This is a genomic window from Acidobacteriota bacterium (assembly GCA_028875575.1).
Taxonomy (GTDB): domain Bacteria; phylum Acidobacteriota; class Terriglobia; order Versatilivoradales; family Versatilivoraceae; genus Versatilivorator.
The window spans coordinates 73,984-94,407 of the sequence record JAPPDF010000001.1 but is presented as its reverse complement, the minus strand read 5'-3'; the positions used below and the strand labels follow the sequence as shown (position 1 = coordinate 94,407).

18 protein-coding genes and 2 tRNA genes are annotated in these 20,424 nt (G+C 64.9%); 10 read left to right on the top strand and 10 right to left on the bottom strand.

From position 1 onward, the window contains the following. The first annotated feature begins 52 nt into the window (after nt 1-52). Entirely contained in the window at nt 53-1,855 is a 1,803-nt protein-coding gene (locus OXI69_00355) for an exo-alpha-sialidase (GenBank protein MDE2664579.1), read from the top strand. Between the two features lie 22 nt (nt 1,856-1,877). Here OXI69_00355 and OXI69_00350 read toward each other — a convergent pair whose 3' ends face one another. Next, a complete protein-coding gene (locus tag OXI69_00350) occupies nt 1,878-3,188 on the bottom strand; it encodes a mandelate racemase/muconate lactonizing enzyme family protein (protein MDE2664578.1) in 1,311 nt (436 codons plus the stop codon). Between the two features lie 214 nt (nt 3,189-3,402). Between OXI69_00350 and OXI69_00345 the strand changes: the two genes are divergently transcribed. The 7 genes from OXI69_00345 to OXI69_00315 all read left to right on the top strand — a co-directional run bounded on the left by OXI69_00345 (nt 3,403) and on the right by OXI69_00315 (nt 9,096). Continuing rightward, nucleotides 3,403-4,332, top strand: coding sequence for a hypothetical protein (locus tag OXI69_00345; protein MDE2664577.1), 930 nt, complete (start codon nt 3,403-3,405; stop codon nt 4,330-4,332). A gap of 29 nt (nt 4,333-4,361) precedes the next feature. Continuing rightward, nucleotides 4,362-4,691 (top strand): TfoX/Sxy family protein, encoded by a 330-nt coding sequence (locus tag OXI69_00340; GenBank protein ID MDE2664576.1) that lies wholly within the window; start codon nt 4,362-4,364, stop codon nt 4,689-4,691. Nucleotides 4,692-4,874: 183 nt separating this feature from the next. Beyond that, a complete protein-coding gene (locus tag OXI69_00335; GenBank protein ID MDE2664575.1) occupies nt 4,875-5,066 on the top strand; it encodes a hypothetical protein in 192 nt (63 codons plus the stop codon). Between the two features lie 97 nt (nt 5,067-5,163). Next, nucleotides 5,164-6,138, top strand: coding sequence for an ABC transporter substrate-binding protein (locus OXI69_00330; GenBank protein MDE2664574.1), 975 nt, complete (start codon nt 5,164-5,166; stop codon nt 6,136-6,138). A 42-nt stretch (nt 6,139-6,180) separates the two neighbouring features. Beyond that, nucleotides 6,181-7,203, top strand: a complete 1,023-nt coding sequence (locus OXI69_00325; GenBank protein ID MDE2664573.1) for an iron ABC transporter permease — start codon at nt 6,181-6,183, stop codon at nt 7,201-7,203. A gap of 52 nt (nt 7,204-7,255) precedes the next feature. Further along, entirely contained in the window at nt 7,256-8,257 is a 1,002-nt protein-coding gene (locus OXI69_00320; GenBank protein MDE2664572.1) for an iron ABC transporter permease, read from the top strand. After that, nucleotides 8,254-9,096, top strand: a complete 843-nt coding sequence (locus OXI69_00315; protein MDE2664571.1) for an ABC transporter ATP-binding protein — start codon at nt 8,254-8,256, stop codon at nt 9,094-9,096. The genes OXI69_00320 and OXI69_00315 overlap by 4 nt, the downstream gene beginning before the upstream one ends. Nucleotides 9,097-9,645: 549 nt before the next feature. Here the strand turns inward: OXI69_00315 and OXI69_00310 are convergent. Further along, nucleotides 9,646-9,721 (bottom strand) — tRNA-His (locus OXI69_00310). A 178-nt stretch (nt 9,722-9,899) separates the two neighbouring features. Beyond that, a complete protein-coding gene (locus tag OXI69_00305) occupies nt 9,900-10,895 on the bottom strand; it encodes a P1 family peptidase (GenBank protein ID MDE2664570.1) in 996 nt (331 codons plus the stop codon). A gap of 752 nt (nt 10,896-11,647) precedes the next feature. Between OXI69_00305 and OXI69_00300 the strand changes: the two genes are divergently transcribed. Next, nucleotides 11,648-11,911: a type II toxin-antitoxin system prevent-host-death family antitoxin gene (locus OXI69_00300; GenBank protein MDE2664569.1), complete on the top strand. Its 264-nt coding sequence runs from the start codon at nt 11,648-11,650 to the stop codon at nt 11,909-11,911. 235 nt (nt 11,912-12,146) lie between these two features. Here OXI69_00300 and OXI69_00295 read toward each other — a convergent pair whose 3' ends face one another. The 7 genes from OXI69_00295 to OXI69_00265 all read right to left on the bottom strand — a co-directional run bounded on the left by OXI69_00295 (nt 12,147) and on the right by OXI69_00265 (nt 19,918). Beyond that, on the bottom strand, nt 12,147-13,307 hold the full coding sequence (locus tag OXI69_00295; protein MDE2664568.1) for a mandelate racemase/muconate lactonizing enzyme family protein: 1,161 nt from the start codon (nt 13,305-13,307) through the stop codon (nt 12,147-12,149). A 60-nt stretch (nt 13,308-13,367) separates the two neighbouring features. After that, nucleotides 13,368-14,255 carry a PIG-L family deacetylase gene (locus tag OXI69_00290; protein MDE2664567.1) on the bottom strand — a complete coding sequence of 296 codons (888 nt, stop codon included), beginning with the start codon at nt 14,253-14,255 and terminating at the stop codon, nt 13,368-13,370. Between the two features lie 76 nt (nt 14,256-14,331). After that, entirely contained in the window at nt 14,332-15,765 is a 1,434-nt protein-coding gene (locus tag OXI69_00285; GenBank protein MDE2664566.1) for a hypothetical protein, read from the bottom strand. Then, on the bottom strand, nt 15,762-16,817 hold the full coding sequence (locus OXI69_00280) for an acetylxylan esterase (GenBank protein ID MDE2664565.1): 1,056 nt from the start codon (nt 16,815-16,817) through the stop codon (nt 15,762-15,764). Before OXI69_00280 ends, OXI69_00285 begins: the two co-directional genes overlap by 4 nt. 22 nt (nt 16,818-16,839) lie before the next feature. Beyond that, a complete protein-coding gene (locus tag OXI69_00275; GenBank protein MDE2664564.1) occupies nt 16,840-17,745 on the bottom strand; it encodes a carbohydrate ABC transporter permease in 906 nt (301 codons plus the stop codon). Further along, the gene (locus OXI69_00270; protein ID MDE2664563.1) at nt 17,745-18,668 is read right to left on the bottom strand and encodes a sugar ABC transporter permease; all 924 of its coding nucleotides are present in this window, start codon (nt 18,666-18,668) and stop codon (nt 17,745-17,747) included. The genes OXI69_00275 and OXI69_00270 overlap by 1 nt, the downstream gene beginning before the upstream one ends. After that, nucleotides 18,665-19,918: a sugar ABC transporter substrate-binding protein gene (locus OXI69_00265; GenBank protein ID MDE2664562.1), complete on the bottom strand. Its 1,254-nt coding sequence runs from the start codon at nt 19,916-19,918 to the stop codon at nt 18,665-18,667. Before OXI69_00265 ends, OXI69_00270 begins: the two co-directional genes overlap by 4 nt. Before the next feature lie 350 nt (nt 19,919-20,268). On the opposite strand from OXI69_00265, the gene OXI69_00260 reads away from it, so the two are divergent. Next, a tRNA-Lys gene (locus OXI69_00260) sits at nt 20,269-20,344 on the top strand. Nucleotides 20,345-20,424 lie beyond the last annotated feature (80 nt).

Sequence of the window (20,424 nt, the reverse complement as noted above, 5' to 3'; positions counted from 1 at the left end):
CCATTGGCGGGTGCCAACGGACGCCCACCCACAGTCCCAAGGAGAATGAATCATGCGGTCAGCCAGAGTTTCCATGAATGCCGTTTCCCTGAAGGATCGAATCCGGCTGCTGCCGGCCGTCTGCCTGCTCCTGCTGCTGGCAGGGTCCGGCTGCACCCTCCCCGGCCCGTCCCCGACGGAGTTCGAGTCAGTGAGCCTCGGCAAGGACCAGTGGCAGTTCATCGGAGGGGAGTGGGAGGAGAGCGCGGAGGGGGTGATGACTCCGCCCAGGAAGGTGGCCGACGAGCACCTGGCCTTCAACACCAGCCGGGCCTATACCGACTTCGAGGCCGAGTTCGACTTCCGCTGGAACATCCAGAACTGCGGCGCCGGGCTGATCTTTCGCGCCCGAGATGCCCGGCATTACTACATGGCCCACTTCCCCTGCACCGGCCAACAGTACCGCGCGGAACACTTCTGGGCGGCCATCTCCAAGGTGGACGAATCGGGGTGGGTGCACTTTCTGCAGAAGGAGCTGGTCAGCGGCGCGCCCAGCGAGATCGGGATCTGGCACAAGGTCAGACTGGTGGTCGAGGGGCCGGAATTTCGTCTCTGGGTGAATGGCCGCCCGCAACCGGTGGTCAGGGACGACACCTACGCCGGACCGGGCTTCGTGGGCTTGGAGAGCTTTAACGCCCGGGATCCCGACACCATCGGCCCTTACGGGGATCCCATCGTCAATATCGGGGCCGGCAGCAGTTTCCGAAACGTGAGGATTCGGGGGCGGAAAGACGCCTCGGTGGCCTGGGACCCGGGTCCCAAGCCGGTCCGGAACTATATCTACCCCCTGGGCGACACCCCTCTGGGCAAGTGGCAGTACGCCTCCAGTCTGGGGCGGGCTCCCAACGGCGACCTGATCATGAAGCTGGCGGTGGCCAAGGAGCACCTGGTCCCCGGAGCCGTGCAGGTGCTGCTCCGCTCCACCGACAACGCCAGAAGCTGGTCCGAGCCTTGGAAGCTTCCGGAGGCCCTCAAGAGCGGATCCTTCCACACCGGTCCCGACGGCCTGCTGCGGCTGCACTGGGTCCAGAACGAGCCTCCCTTCCGGATTCTCACCGCCGCCTCCAGCGACAACGGCAAGACCTGGGGGGACATCGAGGAGCGGGGCCGCATGAAGTTCGCCAAGGGCCTGGAGGTGGGAAACGCCTACGTGGGAAAGATAGTGGAACTGAAGAACGGGACTCTGCTGCGCTTCGGCTACGCGGTGGGACCCAACGAGAGCGTGCACGGCGCCATCAAGGAGAAAGGCGGGGTTCGTTACTGGGGACCCATCACCGAGGCCGATTTCGGCTTCTCCATCCGCTCGACCGACGGGGGGAAGACCTGGTCGGATCCGGTTGACGTCAACGGCCCCAACCCCAGTCCCCACTACTTCATGGTGGCCAAGGAGACGGGTTCGGAGGTCTCGGCGGCGGAGACCCGCCAGGGACATGTCGTAGCCCTGATTCGGGCCTACACCTCGCCCTGGATGTGGGAGAGCTGGTCCACCGACGGGGGCAAGAGCTGGAGTCCGGCCGCCCGGGGACCCTTCCCCATGTACGCGGCCACCAACTCCATGACCTCCACCGCTTCCGGTTACCTGGTGATCGCCGGGCGCCATCCCGGAGTGGGCCTGCAGGTGAGCCGGGACGACGGCATGACCTGGCGGACGACACGGATCGACACGCCCTTCTACGCCAACGGATTCTCACTGGAGGTGGAGCCCGACGTGGTGCTCTACATCTACGACGGGAAGTATTCGGATCCCCAAGTGCGGGCCCAGCTCATCCGGGTCACTCCGGAGAAGGCCGAGCCGGTTCGAGTCAGCGGGGGATGATGGGGATCCAGCCGCAGCGTCCCTACCACCCCTTCCAGCTCCCGTCCTCGTGGCGGTATTGCCGGAAGGGCAGCGGCTGGTAGTCCATCTTGGCGATGTCCTGCTCCTTGACCTCGACTCCCAGCCCCGGCAGGTCGGTCACGTTGACGTACCCGTCCTTGATCCGCCATTCGTGCTCCACGAAGCGGTCGAACAGATCCCAATAGCCGGTCTCCTGGATCAGGAAGTTGTTCATCACCGAATCGGCGGCCAGGCTGGCGCCGTAGTAGAGCGGCCCGCCTCCGATATGGGGGGCCATCAGCATCTGGTTCTGCTCGGCGGCCTTGGCGATCTCCAGCAGCGAAGTGATCCCGAAAGCGTGCAGCGTGTCCGGCTGCAGCACGGCGCAGGCCCGCTGGTCGATAATGGGTTTGAAGTCGTTCAGGGTAAAGAGCTTCTCTCCGGTGGCAATGGGCACGGGACTGTTCCTGGAGACCGCCAGCAAGGCATCGATGGAGCCCACCTTGACGGGTTCTTCCAGAAAGAGCGGCTTGTAGGGCGCCACCCGGCGGGCGTAGTCGATGCTGAGCTCCGGGGTGGGGCTTCCGTGGGTGTCCAGAAGGATGTCGAAGCCAGGGCCCATGGCGCTGCGCATGGCCTCCACGCAGGCCACGCTGTGGGCCACGGCGGCCTCGTCCATGGGCCAGGTGCGGGTCTCCAGGGGATTTCCCTTGACCCCGGCAAAGCCGGCCTCGGCCACGCTTCTGGCTTTCTCCACGGCCGCCTCGGGGCTGTCGAACAGGGCGCCTCCGGTATAGACCCTGACCTTGTGGCGTTTGCGGCCTCCCAGGATGGTGTGGATGGGCACCCCCCAGGCCTTGCCGGCGATATCGTAGAGCGCGATGTTGATGGCCGCGATGGCCGTGCCGAAGGTGGCTCCGCCCTTCCAGGGAAGCCGGTTCTGGATGTCCTCCGTCAACCGGACCACGCCCAGCGGATCCTGTCCGATCAGCAGCGGCTTCCACTCGTGCAGGGTGGCCTCTACCGAAGGCACCAGCCACTCGCCGCTGCCCTCGCCCCAGCCCACGATTCCGGAATTGGTGGTGATCTTCAGGAAGAGCCAGGGCTTGGCCGTGCTTGAAATGAGTTCTCCGGTGCCGGGATCGCGAATTTCCTGACCGGTCGGGACCGAAAATTTGTAGGTCTGGATCCCGGTAATCTTCATGGCGCCTTTACCTCCTGATTGTGCGTAGCTGCTCTCCGGGGCCACTCCCAGGGCCAGGCCTGCCGACCCGGCCTGGACCATGAAACCGCGGCGAGACACCCGCTGACCCTCGCTTGCCGGCTGCTTCATAGCACACCCTCTCGATTCAACGATGGTATTTGCCTGATGGATCCAGGCTTGGAAGCCGCTTCCCCCTCGTACGGGATTCCGGGGCACCCGTGCTATGGAGTTGACTGGGGGTTGGAATGACTGAGCGACGCCCAAAACTTAGTCCTTTCCGGACCGATTGTAAAGCGTCGGGGTGGGGGTGGGTGCAGTACAATGGTTCCGGAGGTGAGGGGCCGTGGGTCGAAAGGGTGTCATCAGGATGGTCGTGGTTGCGTGTCTGCTGGGCCTGTGCCTGCCGGCCGCGGCTGAAGGCCTCCTCGAGAAAAACCCCGAACTGGGGCGGCAGCTCAGGGAGGGCTTGCAACTTCTCTACCGATACGACCTGGACCAGGCCGAACGAGTCTTCACCCAGATGGTGGAAGACTATCCGGATCGACCCATTGGCTACGCTCACCTGGGGGGAATCTTCTGGTGGAAGGCCCTGTTGGACAAGCGCAACAAGCAGCTTGCCCGTTCTTTCGAGAAGTACACTACTCAAGCCATTGACAAGGGTCAGGCCCTGGTGGAAAAGGATGCCGGGGACTTCTATGCCTGGCTTTACGTGGCGGCCGCTTACGCCAATCGCAGCCGGTTCAAGGTCACCATCACTCGCAGCTACCTGGGCGCCATGCTGGCCGGCTTGAAGGGCAGATCCTACAACGCCAGGGCCGCCGCGCTGCGGCCGGACCACGTCGACTGCCTGATGGGCATTGGCGGTTTCAACTACTTCAGCGGCGCCCTGCCGGCCGTCATCAAGCCCTTTGCCTTTCTGATCGGCGCCCGCGGCGATCGGGAGTTGGGGCTCAGTCAGTTGGAGACGGTCGCCCAAAAGGGAGAATACGGCCAGACGGCTGCCAAGCTCATCCTCTTGGGGGTGTACTACAACGAACGCCGCTACGACGACTACAGCGACCTCCTGTTCCGCATGATCGAGCAGTTCCCCCCCAACCCCGTCTTCTACATGTGGTTGAGCAATGCCTTCGTCCAACGGAAGCGAGTCGACGAGGGGGTCCACGTGTTCAACCGGTGGATCGAAGAGGCCGGTCGGGACGGCGCCCCCAGGCGTCCGCTGGAGTTCCTGGAGAAAGAGAAGGACAAGCTGGAGTCTCGCAAGGGTGGGCCGTAGATCAGGCGCGCACTCAAAGAAGGAACGACATGCCGACGGACGATCCTCTGAGTGGCCGGATACGTCGGATCCTGTCAGAGCGGGGGAGTGTCTCCGAGCGGAAGATGTTCGGCGGCGTCTGCTTCACCATCAACGGAAACATGTGCGTCGGAACGTGGAAGGGATCGCTCATGGTGCGGCTTGACAGGAAGAACCACCATGAGACGCTTGCGGAACCGCACACCAAGCCGGCCGACATGAATGGTCGGGTCATGAAGGGATGGGCGCTGGTGGAGCCGGCGGGCATCGAATCCGAGAATGATCTAACCGGCTGGCTGGACAGAGCCGCCAGCTTTGCCGAATCCCTCCCGCCCAAGTGAAAGCGAGTGGCTCCTGGTGTGCTCACTATTCACTTGTCGCCTGGCTGCGCCGACGCCACATACGACTGGGCGGCTGATACAGGGTGAAACCGGGTGTTGCAGCAATAAAGGGGGGTGGGGTGGTGATGGACGAGCGCCGTCTCCAACCTGGATGCCGAGAACAAGCGTCTCCTCCGGAAGGCGATGGCCCACGCCATCGCTGGCCGTACCTCCCTGGTCATCGCGCACCGGCTGTCCACCATCCGCAGCGCCGACCGCATCATTGTCCTGGAGAAGGGGCGCACAGTGGAGGGCGGCCCCCATGACTCCCTGCTCGCCGCCGGGGGTGTTTACGCGGACCTGGTCGCCTTCCAACAGCGGGCCGTTCCCTTGTGACCAAGAGCGACCGAACCGTGACCACGCTGCGGGCCCGGAACCGAAGAAGGCGAGCCTGCAGCCGACCGATCAAGCAAGCACGTAGGAGTGAGGTGTTATGAAGTACGGAATCCTGGGCTTGGTTCTGCTGCTGGCGGGGTGCACCACGGCAACCGAGACCTCGCAGCCGGGGAGCATCCAGACTCCTGCCGCCGCGTCGGTGTCCCCCACCGTCTCGCTGACGGACAGTACCGGGGAGCTCATGACCTTTAGGACGCGGCCTGTCCGCGTGGCGTGTCTCACGGAGATTTGCCCGGACATCATGGCCGAGCTGGGACTGGAGCCCGTGGCGGTCAATGACCCGCTCTCCTCGGACCCACGGTTCTTCGGCATCAGGGCGGACGGGTTCCGAGTGATCGGCGGGTCGTTCTTCGAGCCCGGCCTGGAGGACATTGCTGCCGCCGAGCCGGACCTCGTGATCGGGCTGGGGGGCGTGCATAACGGCCTGCGGGATGCGCTACGCCCCATTGCTCCGCTATACATTGTGAACCCCCTGACCTATGAGGACTCCATCCACTACCTGAGAGAGGTCGGGGCGGCGATGGGACGCTCGGCGGAGGCTGAGGAGGGGGCGCAACGGTTCCTGAGCAAGCTGGAAGATTACAGGGCGCGCTCGCCAAAGGACCGCACCGCCTTGGTGATGTATGGTTCCGATGTCAATTTCGGTATCAACACCGAGAGCTCATTGACCGGCGGGCTCCTGGCGGAAGTGACCGGCTACCCTTGGCCGAACCCGTCCCTGGAACAGGGCGGGCACTCGTCGGGCGGCATGCAGTTCTCGCTGGAGGGGGTCCTCAGTGTTGACCCTGACGTAATCTTCGTCCAGACTATCGCTTTCCCCGGGTTCCAGCCACCGCCTCTGGCGGAACAGCTCGCCGCGAACCCTCTATGGAGCGAGCTTCGAGCGGTTCAGAACGGTGAGGTCCACGAGGTCAGCTTCGGTCTCTGGAGCACCGGGCGTGGGACCCGGTCCCTGGGGCTGGTGCTGGATGAGGCGATGCCCTTGCTCTACCCAAACGTGTTCGGCAACTAGGGCACCATGTCCAGGAGCAGCCAAGCAGCGAAAGCCAGGCCCGTGAGCACGCGGTGGGAGCTCATCAAGCTTCTTCTGATTGCCACGGGCCTGCTCCTGTGCATCGTCGTGGCGGCCTCGCTCTCCCTTGCCAACGGCATACCCAAGCTCTCGATGGCGGAAGCATGGGGCATCCTCTGGGGAGAGGAGGCGGAGCGCCTGGCACAACTGTCCGTCCGCGAGTTGCGCGCTCCCAGGGTGGCGCTCGGCATCCTTGGCGGTGCGGCGCTGGGCTTGGCGGGGGCGATGATGCAGGACGGCCTGAGAAATCCGCTGGCGGGCCCGGAGCTGCTGGGCGTGGCCTCGGGGGCCTCCCTTGCCGTGGCGGTCGTCACACTCTTCCAGGTCCCGCTGCTCCTGGTGTTCCATCCCTGGGTGGCGCTCGCGGGCGGCCTGCTCGCGGGGGCCGTGGTGATCATCGCGGCGAAGGGAGCACGGAACACTCTGCAGATCGTGCTCATCGGCGTCGCGGTGGCGGCCTTCATCAACGCGTGCATCATCGCCCTCATCAGCCTGGCGGGGACCAGCGGGTCGACCCTCGTCCTGTTCTACTTCCTGCTGGGCAGTCTAGCGAACAGAACGTGGGAGCATGTCTGGATCGTCGCGCCCTGGGTGGCGATCTGCCTCCCTCTGGGCCTGCTGCTGGCGCGACCGCTGAACACGCTCCGTCTAGGCGACCATGCAGCACAGTCGTTGGGGATGAGCGTCGGGCGCATTCGGACGCTGGTACTCCTGCTCGGCGCCGGGCTTGTAGCCGCGGTGGTGGCTGTCGCCGGCCCTATCGGGTGGATCGGACTCCTTGCCCCGCATCTAACCCGTCGAGCCCTACGCAGCGAGGACCCGCGCAAGGTGCTTGCCTTCTCCGCGCTAATGGGCACTGCGCTCCTCACCATGGCGGATGTTGGAGCCAAGCTCGCCATCGCCCCCGCGGAGACGCCCGTGGGGCTATGGACGGTGGTGCTGGGCGGGCCGGTCCTGCTTCTGCTGCTCAGGGACAGGATTCTTAGAAGTGACCATCGAGACTGACGGGAGGGCGGGCGTAACGGACGGGCGCGCTTGGGGGGCCAGGCGATTCTCCGTGCTGCTGGCCGGGGGGCTGGCGCTCATCGGCGTGCTGTTCGTCGTGCATCTGTGCACGGGCACGGTGCGCCTGGGACCGGACGAGGTGCTGGCGTCGCTCCTGGGACGGCAGGCCGAGGACCTGCATCGGACCGTGGTCTGGGACCTGCGACTTCCCAGGTCGCTCATCGCCATCGTCGCCGGAGCGCTGCTGGGGACGGCTGGGGCGGTTCTCCAGGTCGTCATGCGGAACAACCTGGCGGAGCCGGGCATCACCGGCGTAACGGCGGGGGGAATCCTCGTCGCCGTTCTGTGGACCGTGGGTATCGGAGGGCTTCCGCACCCCGGGCGTTTCATGCCCCTCGTCGCGTTGCTTGGGTGCCTGGGCGCGGGCGCGTTGGTCTTCGCCCTGAGCTGGCGCGGCGGAGTCCATCCGCTGCGGTTGGTGCTCAGCGGGGTGTTGGTCAGCGCCATCTTTTCGTCCGTGACCGCGTTCATCATGCTGCGGGCCCAGGCCGGCATGGGAGGCATCCTCCCCTGGATCATCGGATCGTTGAATGGCCGCATCTGGGTCCACTGGGACCAGCTGTGGCCGTGGGCGGTGGCGGCGCTGCCGTTGGTGCTGCTGGCCGCCCGGCCTCTGAACGTTCTCCAGCTCGGGGACATCGTGGCCGCCGCCAGGGGGATGCGGGTCAACGTTGCGCGCGCGGCGCTCTTCTGCCTCGCCGCCCTGCTCACCGCGGCGGCGGTCTCGGTGGTGGGAGCTGTCGCGTTCCTCGGCCTCGTGGCCCCGCATATCGCGCGCTGGCTGACCGAGGAGGATGCCCGCCGCCTGCTGCCGGTGGCCGCTGTGGCTGGTGCGGCGCTGCTCATCGGAGCGGACATCATTTCCCAGGGTATCACCATACGCCCACCCTTCCCGGCGCCGACTCACCGGCCGGGGCTGCCTGTGGGAGCGGTCATGGCGTTCATCGGGGCGCCGTTCTTTCTCTATATCCTTCGCCGGGGGGCGGCGCGATGATGCGAGACACGGTCGTATTGGACGCCAAGGCCATCTCCGTGCGTCTGGGCAAGAGCCGGGTGCTGAACGAGGTGACGCTCTCCATTCTACGGGGGACCGTGACTGCCATCATCGGCCCCAACGGTTCCGGGAAGTCCACCCTGCTTCGCACGCTGGCCCGCCTCCTACGCCCCGAGACGGGCTCGGTGCTGCTGGATGGAGTAGCCATCGCCAAGATGTCACCCGGCCATGTGGCACGGCAGATCGCAACGCTGCCGCAGTCGCCGGGCGCCGTTCCGGGGATGACTGTGCAGGAGCTGGTCGAACAGGGCCGCTATCCCCACACGGGCCCGCTCCGGATGCGTTCGGACAGGGACCGCGCGGCGGTTGAGCGGGCGCTGGAGCTCACCTCCTCCAGCCGTTTCCGTCACCGCCTCCTGGACAGCCTCTCCGGGGGTGAGCGCCAGCGGGCCTGGATAGCGCTTGCCCTGGCGCAGGAGCCGCGCATCCTCCTCTTGGACGAGCCCACCACCTTCCTGGACGTCAATCATCAGATCCAGGCGCTCAACCTCATCCAGGCGTTGAATCGTGAGCATGGCCTTACCGTGGTCATGGCGCTCCATGACCTGAACCAGGCGTCCCAGTACGCGGAGCGCCTGGTGGTTCTGGACGGTGGCCGCATTGTTGAGGAAGGCCTGCCCGCGGAGGTCATTCGGGAGGACGTGCTCGCTTCGGTCTTCAACGTCCAGGCGCACATCAGCGTCTCTCCTATCGACGGCGCCCTTCTCTGCCATCCCTACGCGGCCCTCCCAGGAGAGGGTGACGGCGCGGACGCGGGGATCAAGGGTCCCGTGTCCTAAGCATCCCGCTCCTCACCTTCCACCGTTCCAAGCCCTCCCGTAGGCTCCAGCGCCTCCGTTGCACGCGCCGCGCCTGCGCGTCTGGGACATGACTCGCAAGTAGAGTTCCTGCTCGACGGCTGGCACCGACCCGAACGCACCGGACAAGGACGACTGGCCCCCCTGCATTGGGCGGCTCAACACACCAAGAGCCCCGCCGACCTTGGTAAGCTTTTGGATTTGGGCGCCGACCCCAAAGCCCGGGACAAGAACGGGAAGACTCCCTGGGACTCTGCGTAAAAACATGGCGCTCAAGGGCACCGACGCCCTTCGGCGGCTGAAGGAGGCGCGGGATTGATGGAAAGGCGCTCACGAAGCGCCGCCGCACCACAGCTTAGCGGCCGGTCTCCCCCACCGCATCAGTGATCGCCCGTGAACTTGGCGTGTCGATCAAATAATTATTCACTGACCACTGCCCACTATTCACTGGTCGCGTGGCTGCGCCGACGCTTCATACGACTGGGCGGCTGATACAGGGTGAAACCGGGTGTTGCAGCAAGAAAAGGGGGGTGGGGTGAGTGATGGGGATCGAACCCACGACCTCTGGAGCCACAATCCAGTGCTCTACCGACTGAGCTACACTCACCGTCGAAGGAAGCGGCCGACACATCCTTGACCGGCCGGCCACCCAGTCTAGTACAAGCCTGCGGGTCCTGCAAGAGCCAGGAGGTCCAAGCGGATTCTCCGGCCCAACCCGGACGGTTCTTCTGCCGCTTGGTCTGGTCGGACAGCGCATGGCATAAAGATCCGGTTGCAGGATTGAATCAGGACCCGGGCCAGCAGGGAAGGAGGTCTCCCGGTTCCGGCGTGGCATGGCGAATCCCCCGGGCGACCGCCCTGGCAAGGCACAGCGAGGCGGCATGGCAAATGGCAGCCATGTCAGTGTCCTCTATGGCAGGCTCTGCGGTTCCGCTGGCAGCGGTGAATACCAGGTCGCCGTCGAAGGGGGTGTGCGACGGAACGATGGCCCTGGCCAACCCGTCGTGGGCCGCGATGGCCACGCGCTGAGCCTGGCTCCGGGTGAGGGCTGCGTCGGTTGCCACTATAGCGATGGTGGTGTTTGCGCCCGGGGCCAGGGGCGTGTGTTTTCCGAGGAAGGTTGACTTGAGATCGGGCGCCTTCTCGATGAGGCCCGCCTGCCCGAACTCATCGCCGATCTCAAAGGGTGCTGCCCAGAACTTGCAGCTTTCCGGAATCGTGACCGAGCCGATCGGGTTTGCCGCGACCAGCGCTCCGACCGTGATTCCGTTCCCGAGCACCAGGGAAGCCGAACCCAGGCCTCCCTTGAGATTGGCGGTGGTTGCCCCGGCCCCCGCCCCGGCTGTCCCGAGTTCGAATTCCGTCCCGGCGTTTTTAAGCGCCCGCCGTCCGAGGGCTCGGTAGGGGTTTCCCTTCCAGCTCTTGTCCCCGCCGTTGAGCAGGTCGAACAGGATGGCGGCCGGGACAATCGGAACCCGGACGGCGCCCACGGGGAATCCACGTCCGGATTCCGCCATGGCGTCCGCCACGCCGGATGCCGCATCCAGCCCGAAAGCCGACCCCCCGGATAGAACCAGGGCATCCACTTTCTGCACCAGGCGGTCCGGAGCCAGCAGATCGGTCTCCCTGGTTCCCGGAGCTCCGCCCATGACGTGCACGGCCGCCATGAAGGGTTGCTCCGCCGTCAGTACGGTCGTCCCCGACTTGAGGGTGGCGTCGGAGGCGTTACCGACCTGAAACCCTTCGACGTCGGTCACCAGGTTGCGCGGGCCGGGTTGCAGGCGGTTGGAATTAGGATGTGGCGGATTCATACGTCGGGGCCTCCAAGACGTTCGGCTGGCGGCGATTGCGATCGTCGGTCCTGTCGAGTAACAGATGTTTCAGGAAAGCGGCGCCCCTGTTCTGCCGGGCAGATCATTGGAGGAAGAAACTGTCGATTTTTTTTGAAGACGAACCACGAACAAACACAAAGACCGATGGACATTCTTTCCTACGACGACGTCAGGGGATGAAGCCACCCGGGAGCGCGGGCGTCCCGCCCGCACACGTCCTGGCACAGCCTCGGCCAACTTCTCCACCCGGGTCGACCGGCAACGGCGCCAGGACTCTGCTTCGGCTGAGCAGATGATGTTCCCGCCGGCAGGGCGGCCGGGTGCCGCATCGCAGGGAAACTAAGCGGAACGCAACGGGGTAGCATGCGGGCGGGACGCCCGCGCTCCCGGGGCCTCCTCCCATTACTCTTGCTCCTCGAGGGGGGCGCGCGCCGGCTTGTCGGGACGCAACCCTGCCGATGCGGCAGAGCCGTCAGGCTTGGTGGTCCTTCGTGGTCCTCCGTGTCACTTCGTGGATCACTCTTTTTCATTGGTTGTAAACAAGGCCGATTATACATCCATTAGGTAGTCGCGCTTTGCGTCCTGCATGGCGTCGCCACAACACGGTAGGCATACGATATTGTCGTACACCCCCACTATCTCCATTTGTAGCTATAGAGCGATCAAATGCGATAGGGTTTAGCTACTTCTATGGAGAAGCCATGCAGGTGTCGGTTCGAGAACTCAAGAACAACCTTTCCAAGTACCTGAAGTTGGTGCGTCAAGGCGAACCTGTCGTGGTGACTTCTCACAAGAAGCCATTTGCGAGGCTGCTACCCATCCCTGACACTGAGAATGCGGGCCTTGGACGCCTGGCGCAGATTGACAGGATCCACTGGAACGGCAAGAAGCCTCGGGGCGGCACCGTGTGCCCGGAAATCCGCGGGAAGACCCTGGCGGAGAGTGTGCTGGAAGAGCGGGGATGATCCTCTCCCTCTCCCTGTTTTGACCGCAAGCTCAACCGTGCCGCGGCTGTGCTCGGGTTGTCCTCATTGAAGCTTGGATAGGGAACGGATGCGGGCGGGACGCCCGCGCTCCCGGGTGGGTCCGGATCCCTCTCAAGCTTTCTCCAACCCCTTGGTGGCCCTTCGTCGTCCTTCGTGTCCCTTCGTGGTTATCTTCTTTCCTTTGTACTCTTCGTAGGAAGCTCTTCCAATGGCTTCAGCTCCACTGCGGATGCAGGTGGGCGCGGAGGGCCTCCATGTCGAAATCCACGCCCAGGCCGGGTTTCCCGCTCAGGCTGAACTCACCTCCGTGGAAGTTCATGGGCTCGGTGGTCAGCCGGTTGTAGGCTTCGATGAAGGAGGTGCTATGCTCCAGCCGGTAGAAGTTGGGCGTGTTCATCATCACGTGGGAGCCGGCCACGATCTGCAGGGGCCCCATGGCGTTGTGGGGGCTCATGGGGACGTAATAGGCCTCGGCCATGCTGGCGATCTTGCGCAGCTCGGTGATGCCCCCCGTCCAGAGCACGTCCGGCATCAGGTAGTCGGCCAGGCCCTGCTGCAGGATGGGCAGGACATCGAAGCGGGTGAAGAGTCGTTCCCCCACGCAGATGGATGGCGTCACGTGCTCCCGGACCTGCCGCAGGGCGTCGATGCTCTCGGGGGGCACGGGCTCCTCGAACCAGGCGATCTGCGACTCCTCGTAGAGGCGGTTGGCCAGTCGGATGGCCGTGGGCACGTTGTAGTGGCCGTGAGCGTCAATCAGTATTTCCACCTTCTCTCCCACGGCTTCCCGAACCGCCTGCACGATGGCGCAGCCCAGTTCCTCTCCCTCGGCTGAGATCTGGCCGGAGAGATAGCCGGTGTGGAAGGGCTGCATCTCCAGGAAGGGATCCAGCTTGAGGGCTTCGTGGCCGGCCTCCACCGTGGCCTTGGCGGCCGCACCGTATTGGTCGGGGGTGTTGCAGCCGAAGAACCAGCCGTTGGCGTAGAGCCGGATGCTGTCCCGCAGCTTGCCGCCCAGCAGGTCGTAGACCGGGAGACCCAGGGCCTTCCCCTTGATATCCCACAGGGCCATGTCCACGCCGCTCAGGGCCACCGTCGGCAGGCCCCGCGCCCCCAGGTAGGTGAAGCGCCGGTAGTTCTGCTGCCACAACTTCTCGCTCTGAAAAGGGTCCTGGCCCACCAGGCCCTGGCGCAGCAGCTCGATGGTCCGGGCGCTCAGGAAGCAGCCGCCCCCGGGAGAGTTGCTGGCTTCGCCCCAACCGTGGATGCCTTCATCGGTGTCGATGCGCACGAAGGTCCAGTCCCCCTCGAAGGCGCCGGCGTTGTCCGGATAGCGGGGCTTGATCACGTAAGCCTTGACGTCGGTGATTTTCATGGTCTCTGTCCTCCTGAATGGGTAACCAAGCGCGGCTGCGGGTTGAGGGCGGGCCGCGCCTCAGGACTTGGAAGGCCCGGGCAGTTCTCCCGACACCCGGCGCAGGTGGTCCATGCGCTTGCCCCTGGCCTTCTGCAGGGCTCGGTCCGGAACCGGAAGCTGGTCGAACAGGTCGGGATAGCTGCGGACAAATCCCTCGGCAAACTGGGTCCCACAGTTCCAACCGGCCCGGCCTGCACTGATCTCGATGCGCTTGCGGGCAAAGGCCTCGGTGTGGCCCTGTGTGGCGAACAGGACTTCGGCCTCGACCCGCTTTTCGGCCCAGTCGCTGATATCCACGTAGAAGTCGATCTCGTCGTTTTCGAAGAAGACCCCCAGGTAGTAGGTCAGGGCCACCGTGTGGGGAGGGACCGGGTTGGAGGGGTCGGGCAGGGAGGCCAGGTGCATGGCTTCGTGGGTGGCGAAGCCGGCTTCGTCGTGCTCGTTGCGCGAGGCCGACACCATGCCGCTGCGCCCCCGCAGGTAGCGCCGGTGGGAAATCATGATGTCGGGCCGCACCTCCAGGATGATCTGCTTTAGGGCCTCCACCGATTCGAGTGTCCGCTCCATGCGATAGGGTTCCGGAAACCCGTGCACCCGCACGTCGCTGACGCCGAAAAGAGCGCAGACGGCGCGGAACTCCCGCAGTTTCTCCCCGGCGTATTCATCCCGGGTCTGGTTGACGATCCGCGGATCGCGCTCGGCGGCGGGTTTGATCAGTTCGTCGTAGAGGCGCTCGTTGTGCTTGGTGGCTCCGTTGGTGAGGGTCACCACGGTCACGGCATCGCCCTGGGAGCGGTGAATGCCGCAGGTGCCGGCGCAGTGGGTGAAATCGTGGGGATGGGCCACCACTACCATCAGGCGCAAGGGTTCCCGGGCAGGGGTGGCTGCCTGCGGTTGTGGCGTCATGGCTGCTCCCTGGGCAGGTAGCGCAGAGGAGGTCGTCGGCTGAAATGGTCCCGCGAGATGGGAATCCGCAATCTCATCAGGGCCCCCAACGGCTCGGGTCGGGGGGAGTGCCGAACCTCATGTAGCGCATCCCCTCCTTGGCGGACAGCATTTGGAAGTCCCCGCTGACAGCATAGAGCCGCCCGCCGTTGAGTTCCAGTTCCAACTGTACGGCCCGGCCCTTAAGACTACCGAAGCGGGCGTCGTCTTTCCATCGGGGAACCCAGCCAGTGCTGTCGGCGCTGCAGGGGCTGCAATCCTCCAGGCCGTAGCCCGGGATGGGATTGCCGTCGGCGTCGGTGATTCCCACCAGGAACTGACCGTCGGGCGCCTGCACGTTGAAGCTCAGTCGTTCCCCCTGAACCAGCAGGGCTCGTGTCTTCAGCCGGCCCTGCCCTGAAGCGGCTTCCAGAAAGATGAATCCATCCAACCTCAGCCGGTGCATCAGGATGGCCGACCGTTGGGGGGAGTGTTTGTCAAAGACGGCATGCTCGTGGGCGCTGGCGCAGGAATAGAGGCGGATCTCGCTCTCGGTCGCAATCAGGCTGCAGGGCAGGATGCAGCCCGCCCCGATCCAGCCCGGGTCGGCATTGGCCACCAGGGGATCCCTCGGCCCCCGCTGGAAGTGCCAGCCGTCGTAGCTGTAGGCCAACTGGCAATCGATCCGACCCCCCTGGAACTTGCCGTGCTGGGCGGTCCTCATCTGGGTCCGGTAGATCCAGAGCAACCCGATGAACAGGTTGGCGTAGGGGAAGGTGGGCATGCCGTAGAGCTCGGCCAGGTCGGGGTCCAGTCCGTCGGGGGAGAGGGCCAGCTCGACCCGGGAGAACTCCTTCCAGTCCGGGGTTTCCATGAGGGCGATGCGCCGGTCGCCGTTCTTGGGACGGATGGCCAGCACGTAGCTGTCGCGGTAGCGGTTCCAGAAGGCGCAGACGGCGGGGTCGCTGCCGTAGGGATGCCAGAGGGGCCCCTTCGGATCGTTCCAGGTCAACCCGTCGGGGGAGGTCACGATCCAGGAGTCCTTCTTGCCGGTGCCGGGTCCGTGGCCCTTGCAGACGAACCCCTTGATCCGCTGCCGGGGATCCTGGGCCCGTTCGTCGTAATAACAGGGGCCCCACTCTCCGAAGCGGTTCAGAGGCGCCGCTCCCACCTGGTTGGGCAGCAACCGGTCCGGAAGCGGCACCGAGGCTGCCAAGTCGGGGACCCTCCAGTGGACGCCGTCACTCGAATCCGCCGCCGAAGGCACGAAGTGGGCCGGATCCTTGTTGCTCTGCAGACCGCTCAGGGACTGATAGAGCATGCGCCATCCCCCGGCTTCGCGGCAGGGAAAGACGGTGGGATAGGCAAACCCGAGGTCGATCCCCGGAACCTGGAAGGTGGCTTCGGGAACCGGGTCGGGCCGGCCCATGCGGCGCTCCAGGCCCTGCTTCTCCAGAAGCTGGGTGTCGTCGAAGAAGAGAAGCCGTGTCATGGCACCTTGGCACCTCGACTCAAGTGGCGCGCGAACCAGCCGCCGATCTCCTCCAGGGTGGCCGGGTCCCGCAGGTAGGCTCCATGGCCCCCAGAGTACCACACGCAGCGGAAGCGATCGCCGGCGTCCAGCAGCGCGTACTTTTCCCTGGCCTCATCCAGCATGGGCTGGACGCCTTCCCGCGGAAAGTCGCTGTCCCCTTCAAAGGCCAGCAGGGGTCGGGGAGCCATCAGGCTGAACAACTCCTGCCGCGACGTCCAGCGGCGAACGCCCGGGATCCAGGCATACCAGCCCGCGTCCCGCTCATGCTCCAGGGCCGCCTCGAAGGTGATCAGGCAGCTGCCGGTACAGACGGCCTTGATCCGGGGTTCCGCGATGGCGGTCTGCCAGGCCAGGTTGCCGCCCATCGACCAGCCCATGACACCCAGCCGCCGGGGGTCGATGTCATCGCGGGTCTCCAGGTAGTCCAGGGTTCGGATCGCGTCCCACACCTCCATGGCGGCTACGCTGCGGCCGTCGATGAGGGCCCTGCGCATCAGCCAGTGGTACTGGGCGTGGGAAGCCGCGGTGAAGGCGGCCCGGTCGGCGGCGCTGTCCGGGCGCGGACCGGCCCTGGCCCCAAACACGCGGCAGTCGATGCTCATGAGGGCGAACCCGTGAGCCAGGAGCCTTGTGAGGGGCAGGGGCTCGTGGTTCCCCAGATTCTCGACCGGAAACCGATGGTGGGGAGACTCGACGGCAAAGGGCAGAGGCCACTGCTCGTGGCCGAAGATCGCCAGGTCCTTGGTCCGATGTCCCCCCGGAAGCACCAGGATCAACGGCAGGGGCTTGCGGGCGCCCGCCGGCCGGACCAGCAGTCCGGGAACCCGCTCGCCGGGCTCGCTGGTGAACCGAATCCATTGGGCCACCCAATCCTCCCCGGCCTCCTCGCGGACGATCTCGGCTTGCAGCTCGCACCGCTCCGGGCCGATGCCCAGGCACCGGCGGTAGCGGCGGGTCAACTGACGGCGGCGCCTCAACCAGCGGTTCTTGTCCTGTCGGCTGTCTGGCATGGTCTCCCGGAGGGAATTGCGGTCAGCCCTTCACGGCGCCCAGGCGGATGCCCTCCACAAAGTAGCGCTGGCCCACGATGAAGACCAGGATCATGGGGAGGGTCATGACCATGGACCCGGCCATCAGCAGGGGCCAGTCGGGATCGGTGTACATCCCCCGGAACAGGGTCAGTCCCAGCGGCAGATTGAAGAGATCCTCGGTGCTGCTGACGATCAGCGGCCACATGAAGGTTCTCCAGGAGCCCACGAAAGCCACGATGGACAGGGCGGCCAGGGCTGGGGTGGAGAGCGGCAGGACGATACGCCAGTAGAGGCCCAGCGGGCTGCAACCGTCGATGCGGGCGGCATCCTCGATCTCCCTGGGAATGGTCAGGAAGAACTGCCTCAGCATGAAGGTGCCGTAGGCGGTGAAGACCGAGGGCAGGATGACCGCCTGGTAGGTATTCACCCATCCCAGCTCCCGCAGCAGGATGTAGGACGGAATCATGGTGACCGTGGCGGGAATCATCAGGGTGGCCAGATAGGCGAAGAAGACCTGTTTGCGGCCGGGGAAACGGAGCCGGGCGAAGGCGAAGGCGGCCAGGCTGCTGGTGATCACCTGTCCCAGGGTGATGGCCAGGGCGAAGAAGACCGTGTTGAGGACGAAGCGGCTGAAGCCCCGCGGACCGCTCCCGGATTCCACCAGGCGCTGCCAGGCCAGCAACTGGCTGTAGTTGTCGGTTCCGGAATGGAAGAACCAGCGGCGATTGTCCACCACCCGTTCGGCCAGTTGCCTTCCGGGAAGCAGCTTGGGCTCGGTGGAGAAAACGTCGGCCTTCCCCTTGAGCGAGGTGATCGCCATCCAGTAGAAGGGAAACAGCATGGAGGCGGCCAGCAGCACAAGCAGGCCGTAGACCACCAGGGGGCCACTTCTAGTCCGGCTAAGCATCAGTATTGCACCCGTTTCTCGGCCAGGCGCCAGTTGATCATGGTCAACAGGAAGACGATCAGAAAGAGGACCCAGGCCACCGCCGAAGCGTAGCCCATGCGGAAGAACTCGAACCCCTGCCGATAGAGGTAGAGGCTGACGGTGGTGGTCCCGAAGCTGCCGCCGGTCATGACGTAAGGGGCGTCGAACCCCCCTTCCAGGCCGGAGATGATGGAGATGATGAAGATGAAGAAGGTCACCGGCAGGAGCATGGGCACGGTCACGTGGCGCAGCTGCTGCCAGCGGCCAGCCCCGTCCAGGGCCGCCGCCTCGTGCAGTTCCCGGGGGATCTGCTGCAGCCCGGCCAGGTAGAGGATCATGTTGACGCCGCCGATGCTGGCCCAGCTTGCCATCAGCATCAGGGCCGGCTTGGCCCAGAAGTAGCTCTGCAGCCAGTCGGGCCCCTGGATGCCCACCCAGGCCAGCACCTGGTTGATGCTGCCCATGTCCTTGTTGAACATCCACATCCAGAGGAGCATGGTGCCCACTCCGGCGGTGATGGAGGGCAGGAAGAAGGCGCTGCGAAAGATCGCCATGCCCCGCATCTTGCGGTTCAGCAGGACCGCCAGCAGCAGGGAGGCCGCCATGTTGAAGGGGATGGCCAGCATCATGAAGACGGTGTTGTAGAGCGATGCCCAGAAGCGGGGGGTGTTGGCGACCCAGGAGGTCTGCCCTTCGGAGTCGGTCTGGCTGTGGAAGCCGACCAAATCGACATAGTTGCGGAGTCCGACCGGTTCTATGGCGCTGACCGGCTCGGCCACCGGGTCCCAGCGGCAGAAGCTCAAGGCGAAGGAAGCCACCACCGGAAAGAGGGTGAAGGCCAGAAATCCCAGCAGGTTGGGCATCAGGAAGAGGGCGGCGATGCCGAGGGCCCGCGATCTCATGGATGGGTCCTCCCCAGGATCTCCCGGAACTGGCGGGCGCACTCCCGCAGCCCGGCCTCGGGGCTCTGCTGACGGGTCAGGACCAGCCGCGTGGTTTCTGCCAGAGCCTGCTGCAGCTCGTTGATCTTGGGATGTCGGGGAAAAGGGTTGAGCGTCTCCATGCTGTCCAGGATGACCTGTCGGTTGTGGGGAGGGGCGGGCATGTCTTCGATCGCCCGGCGGGCGCTTTCCCGATGGGAGGGAACCAGAACGCCCCCCATGCGCCGCTGGCTCTCGGGAGCCACCAGGTACTTGAGCAGGCGCACCGCCTCGGCCGGGTGGGGGGTGTGGCGGGAGACGGCAAAGCCCTGGGTGCTGGAAGCGCAGGCCCGCCGGGCCCCCAACGGCACCGGCGCGATATCCCAGCGGAAGTCCGAGATCTCTTCCCGCATGGTCTGGAAGTGGAATCCGTCTGAGATCATGGCCGCCTGCCCCCGGTAGAAGGCCTGGCGCCGGGTCAGGATTCCGGCTCCCGGGATCTCCAGTCGGGAGGGCATGGAACCGTCCTCGAAGATCAGCTTCAGGTGAAAGTCCAGGTAGCTTCTCCACTCCGGCCGGTCGATGCGTTCCTCCGACATGTCGGGACTGAGGACCTCGGCCCCGAAGACCCCCGGATCGATCTCACCGTAAAAGCCCCACTGGCGGACCTGGCCTCCCTCGCGAACCGTCAGCCGTTTGGCCGCCTGCCGGAAATCCTCCAGGGTCCAATCCGGAGCGGGAGGCGGCAGGCCGGCCTGCTCGAACAGGTCCAGGTTGTAGACAATGACGGCAAAATCGGCCCCCAGGGGAAACCCCATCAGGCGCCCGTTGAAACGGTAACAGTCCAGCACGGATTCGTAGTAGTCGCCCGGGGGGATCCGGAACTCGTCCTCCACGTCCAGAAAGGCGTCCCGGGAGGCGAACTGGGCCATTCCTTTGCCCATCCACATCACGTCGGGTGCGGTGCGCCCTGCAAACATCACCAGCAACTTGTCGTAGTAGCTTCCGGGAATGCCCTGCAACTCCACCAGCACGTCGGGATTCCGCCGGTTGAAGTCGTCAACCAGGTCCTGGTAGTTCTCCATCGCCTGATTGGTGTAGAGCGCAGCCAAGCGCAAGTGGACCCGGTGGTCCGCGGGAGCCTGCAGGGTTCGGGTGGAGTGCAGCCACGCCCCCAACAGCAGGGTTGCAGCCAGGACCCCGGCAGTGAAGAAGAAGCTCTTTCCTCGCAAGGGCACCCCATCGGCGAAGAGGTCAGGTGGATGTCAGTGGCCTGTCACTCTAACCCAGGCGAGGGGGCCTGTCCAGAAGGCGGGCAAGTCGTTTACAATCGCTTGCCGTCGTGCTAATTTGAGCAGCGGTAGACACGGCATTCTGAAGCATCGGTCAGTCTGGGGTACTGGCTGGGCTGCTACGAATGAGGCTGCCCTGTCAGAAGTTGATCGGGTGGAAGGATTCGAAATTGGTCCGGGATGACGCTCTTGGCTACCGGGAACAACCACTCGAAGCTGTAACGCGAACCGAAACGCATGACACGCCCCTCAGATCGCCCTCCATGCCCGATCCCTCCCGGGTAACTCGTGGGCCGCTAGCTCAATTGGCAGAGCAACTGACTCTTAATCAGTAGGTTCGGGGTTCGATTCCCTGGCGGCTCACCATAATTATCAATAGTTTGAATAAGATTCTTTCTGCTGCGATCCAATCTTTTTGCAAAAAAGGTTCCTTATAGGTTCCAGAA

Bases quoted from the DNA above. Each gene is read 5' to 3' on its own strand.
- OXI69_00315 (MDE2664571.1), top strand. From the start codon at position 8,254: ATGATGCGAGACACGGTCGTATTGGACGCCAAGGCCATCTCCGTGCGT.
- OXI69_00335 (MDE2664575.1), top strand. From the start codon at position 4,875: ATGGCCCACGCCATCGCTGGCCGTACCTCCCTGGTCATCGCGCACCGG.
- OXI69_00270 (MDE2664563.1), bottom strand. From the start codon at position 18,668: ATGAGATCGCGGGCCCTCGGCATCGCCGCCCTCTTCCTGATGCCCAAC.
- OXI69_00280 (MDE2664565.1), bottom strand. From the start codon at position 16,817: ATGCCAGACAGCCGACAGGACAAGAACCGCTGGTTGAGGCGCCGCCGT.
- OXI69_00275 (MDE2664564.1), bottom strand. From the start codon at position 17,745: ATGCTTAGCCGGACTAGAAGTGGCCCCCTGGTGGTCTACGGCCTGCTT.
- OXI69_00300 (MDE2664569.1), top strand. From the start codon at position 11,648: ATGCAGGTGTCGGTTCGAGAACTCAAGAACAACCTTTCCAAGTACCTG.
- OXI69_00340 (MDE2664576.1), top strand. From the start codon at position 4,362: ATGCCGACGGACGATCCTCTGAGTGGCCGGATACGTCGGATCCTGTCA.
- OXI69_00290 (MDE2664567.1), bottom strand. From the start codon at position 14,255: ATGACGCCACAACCGCAGGCAGCCACCCCTGCCCGGGAACCCTTGCGC.
- OXI69_00355 (MDE2664579.1), top strand. From the start codon at position 53: ATGCGGTCAGCCAGAGTTTCCATGAATGCCGTTTCCCTGAAGGATCGA.
- OXI69_00350 (MDE2664578.1), bottom strand. From the start codon at position 3,188: ATGAAGCAGCCGGCAAGCGAGGGTCAGCGGGTGTCTCGCCGCGGTTTC.
- OXI69_00285 (MDE2664566.1), bottom strand. From the start codon at position 15,765: ATGACACGGCTTCTCTTCTTCGACGACACCCAGCTTCTGGAGAAGCAG.
- OXI69_00330 (MDE2664574.1), top strand. From the start codon at position 5,164: ATGAAGTACGGAATCCTGGGCTTGGTTCTGCTGCTGGCGGGGTGCACC.
- OXI69_00295 (MDE2664568.1), bottom strand. From the start codon at position 13,307: ATGAAAATCACCGACGTCAAGGCTTACGTGATCAAGCCCCGCTATCCG.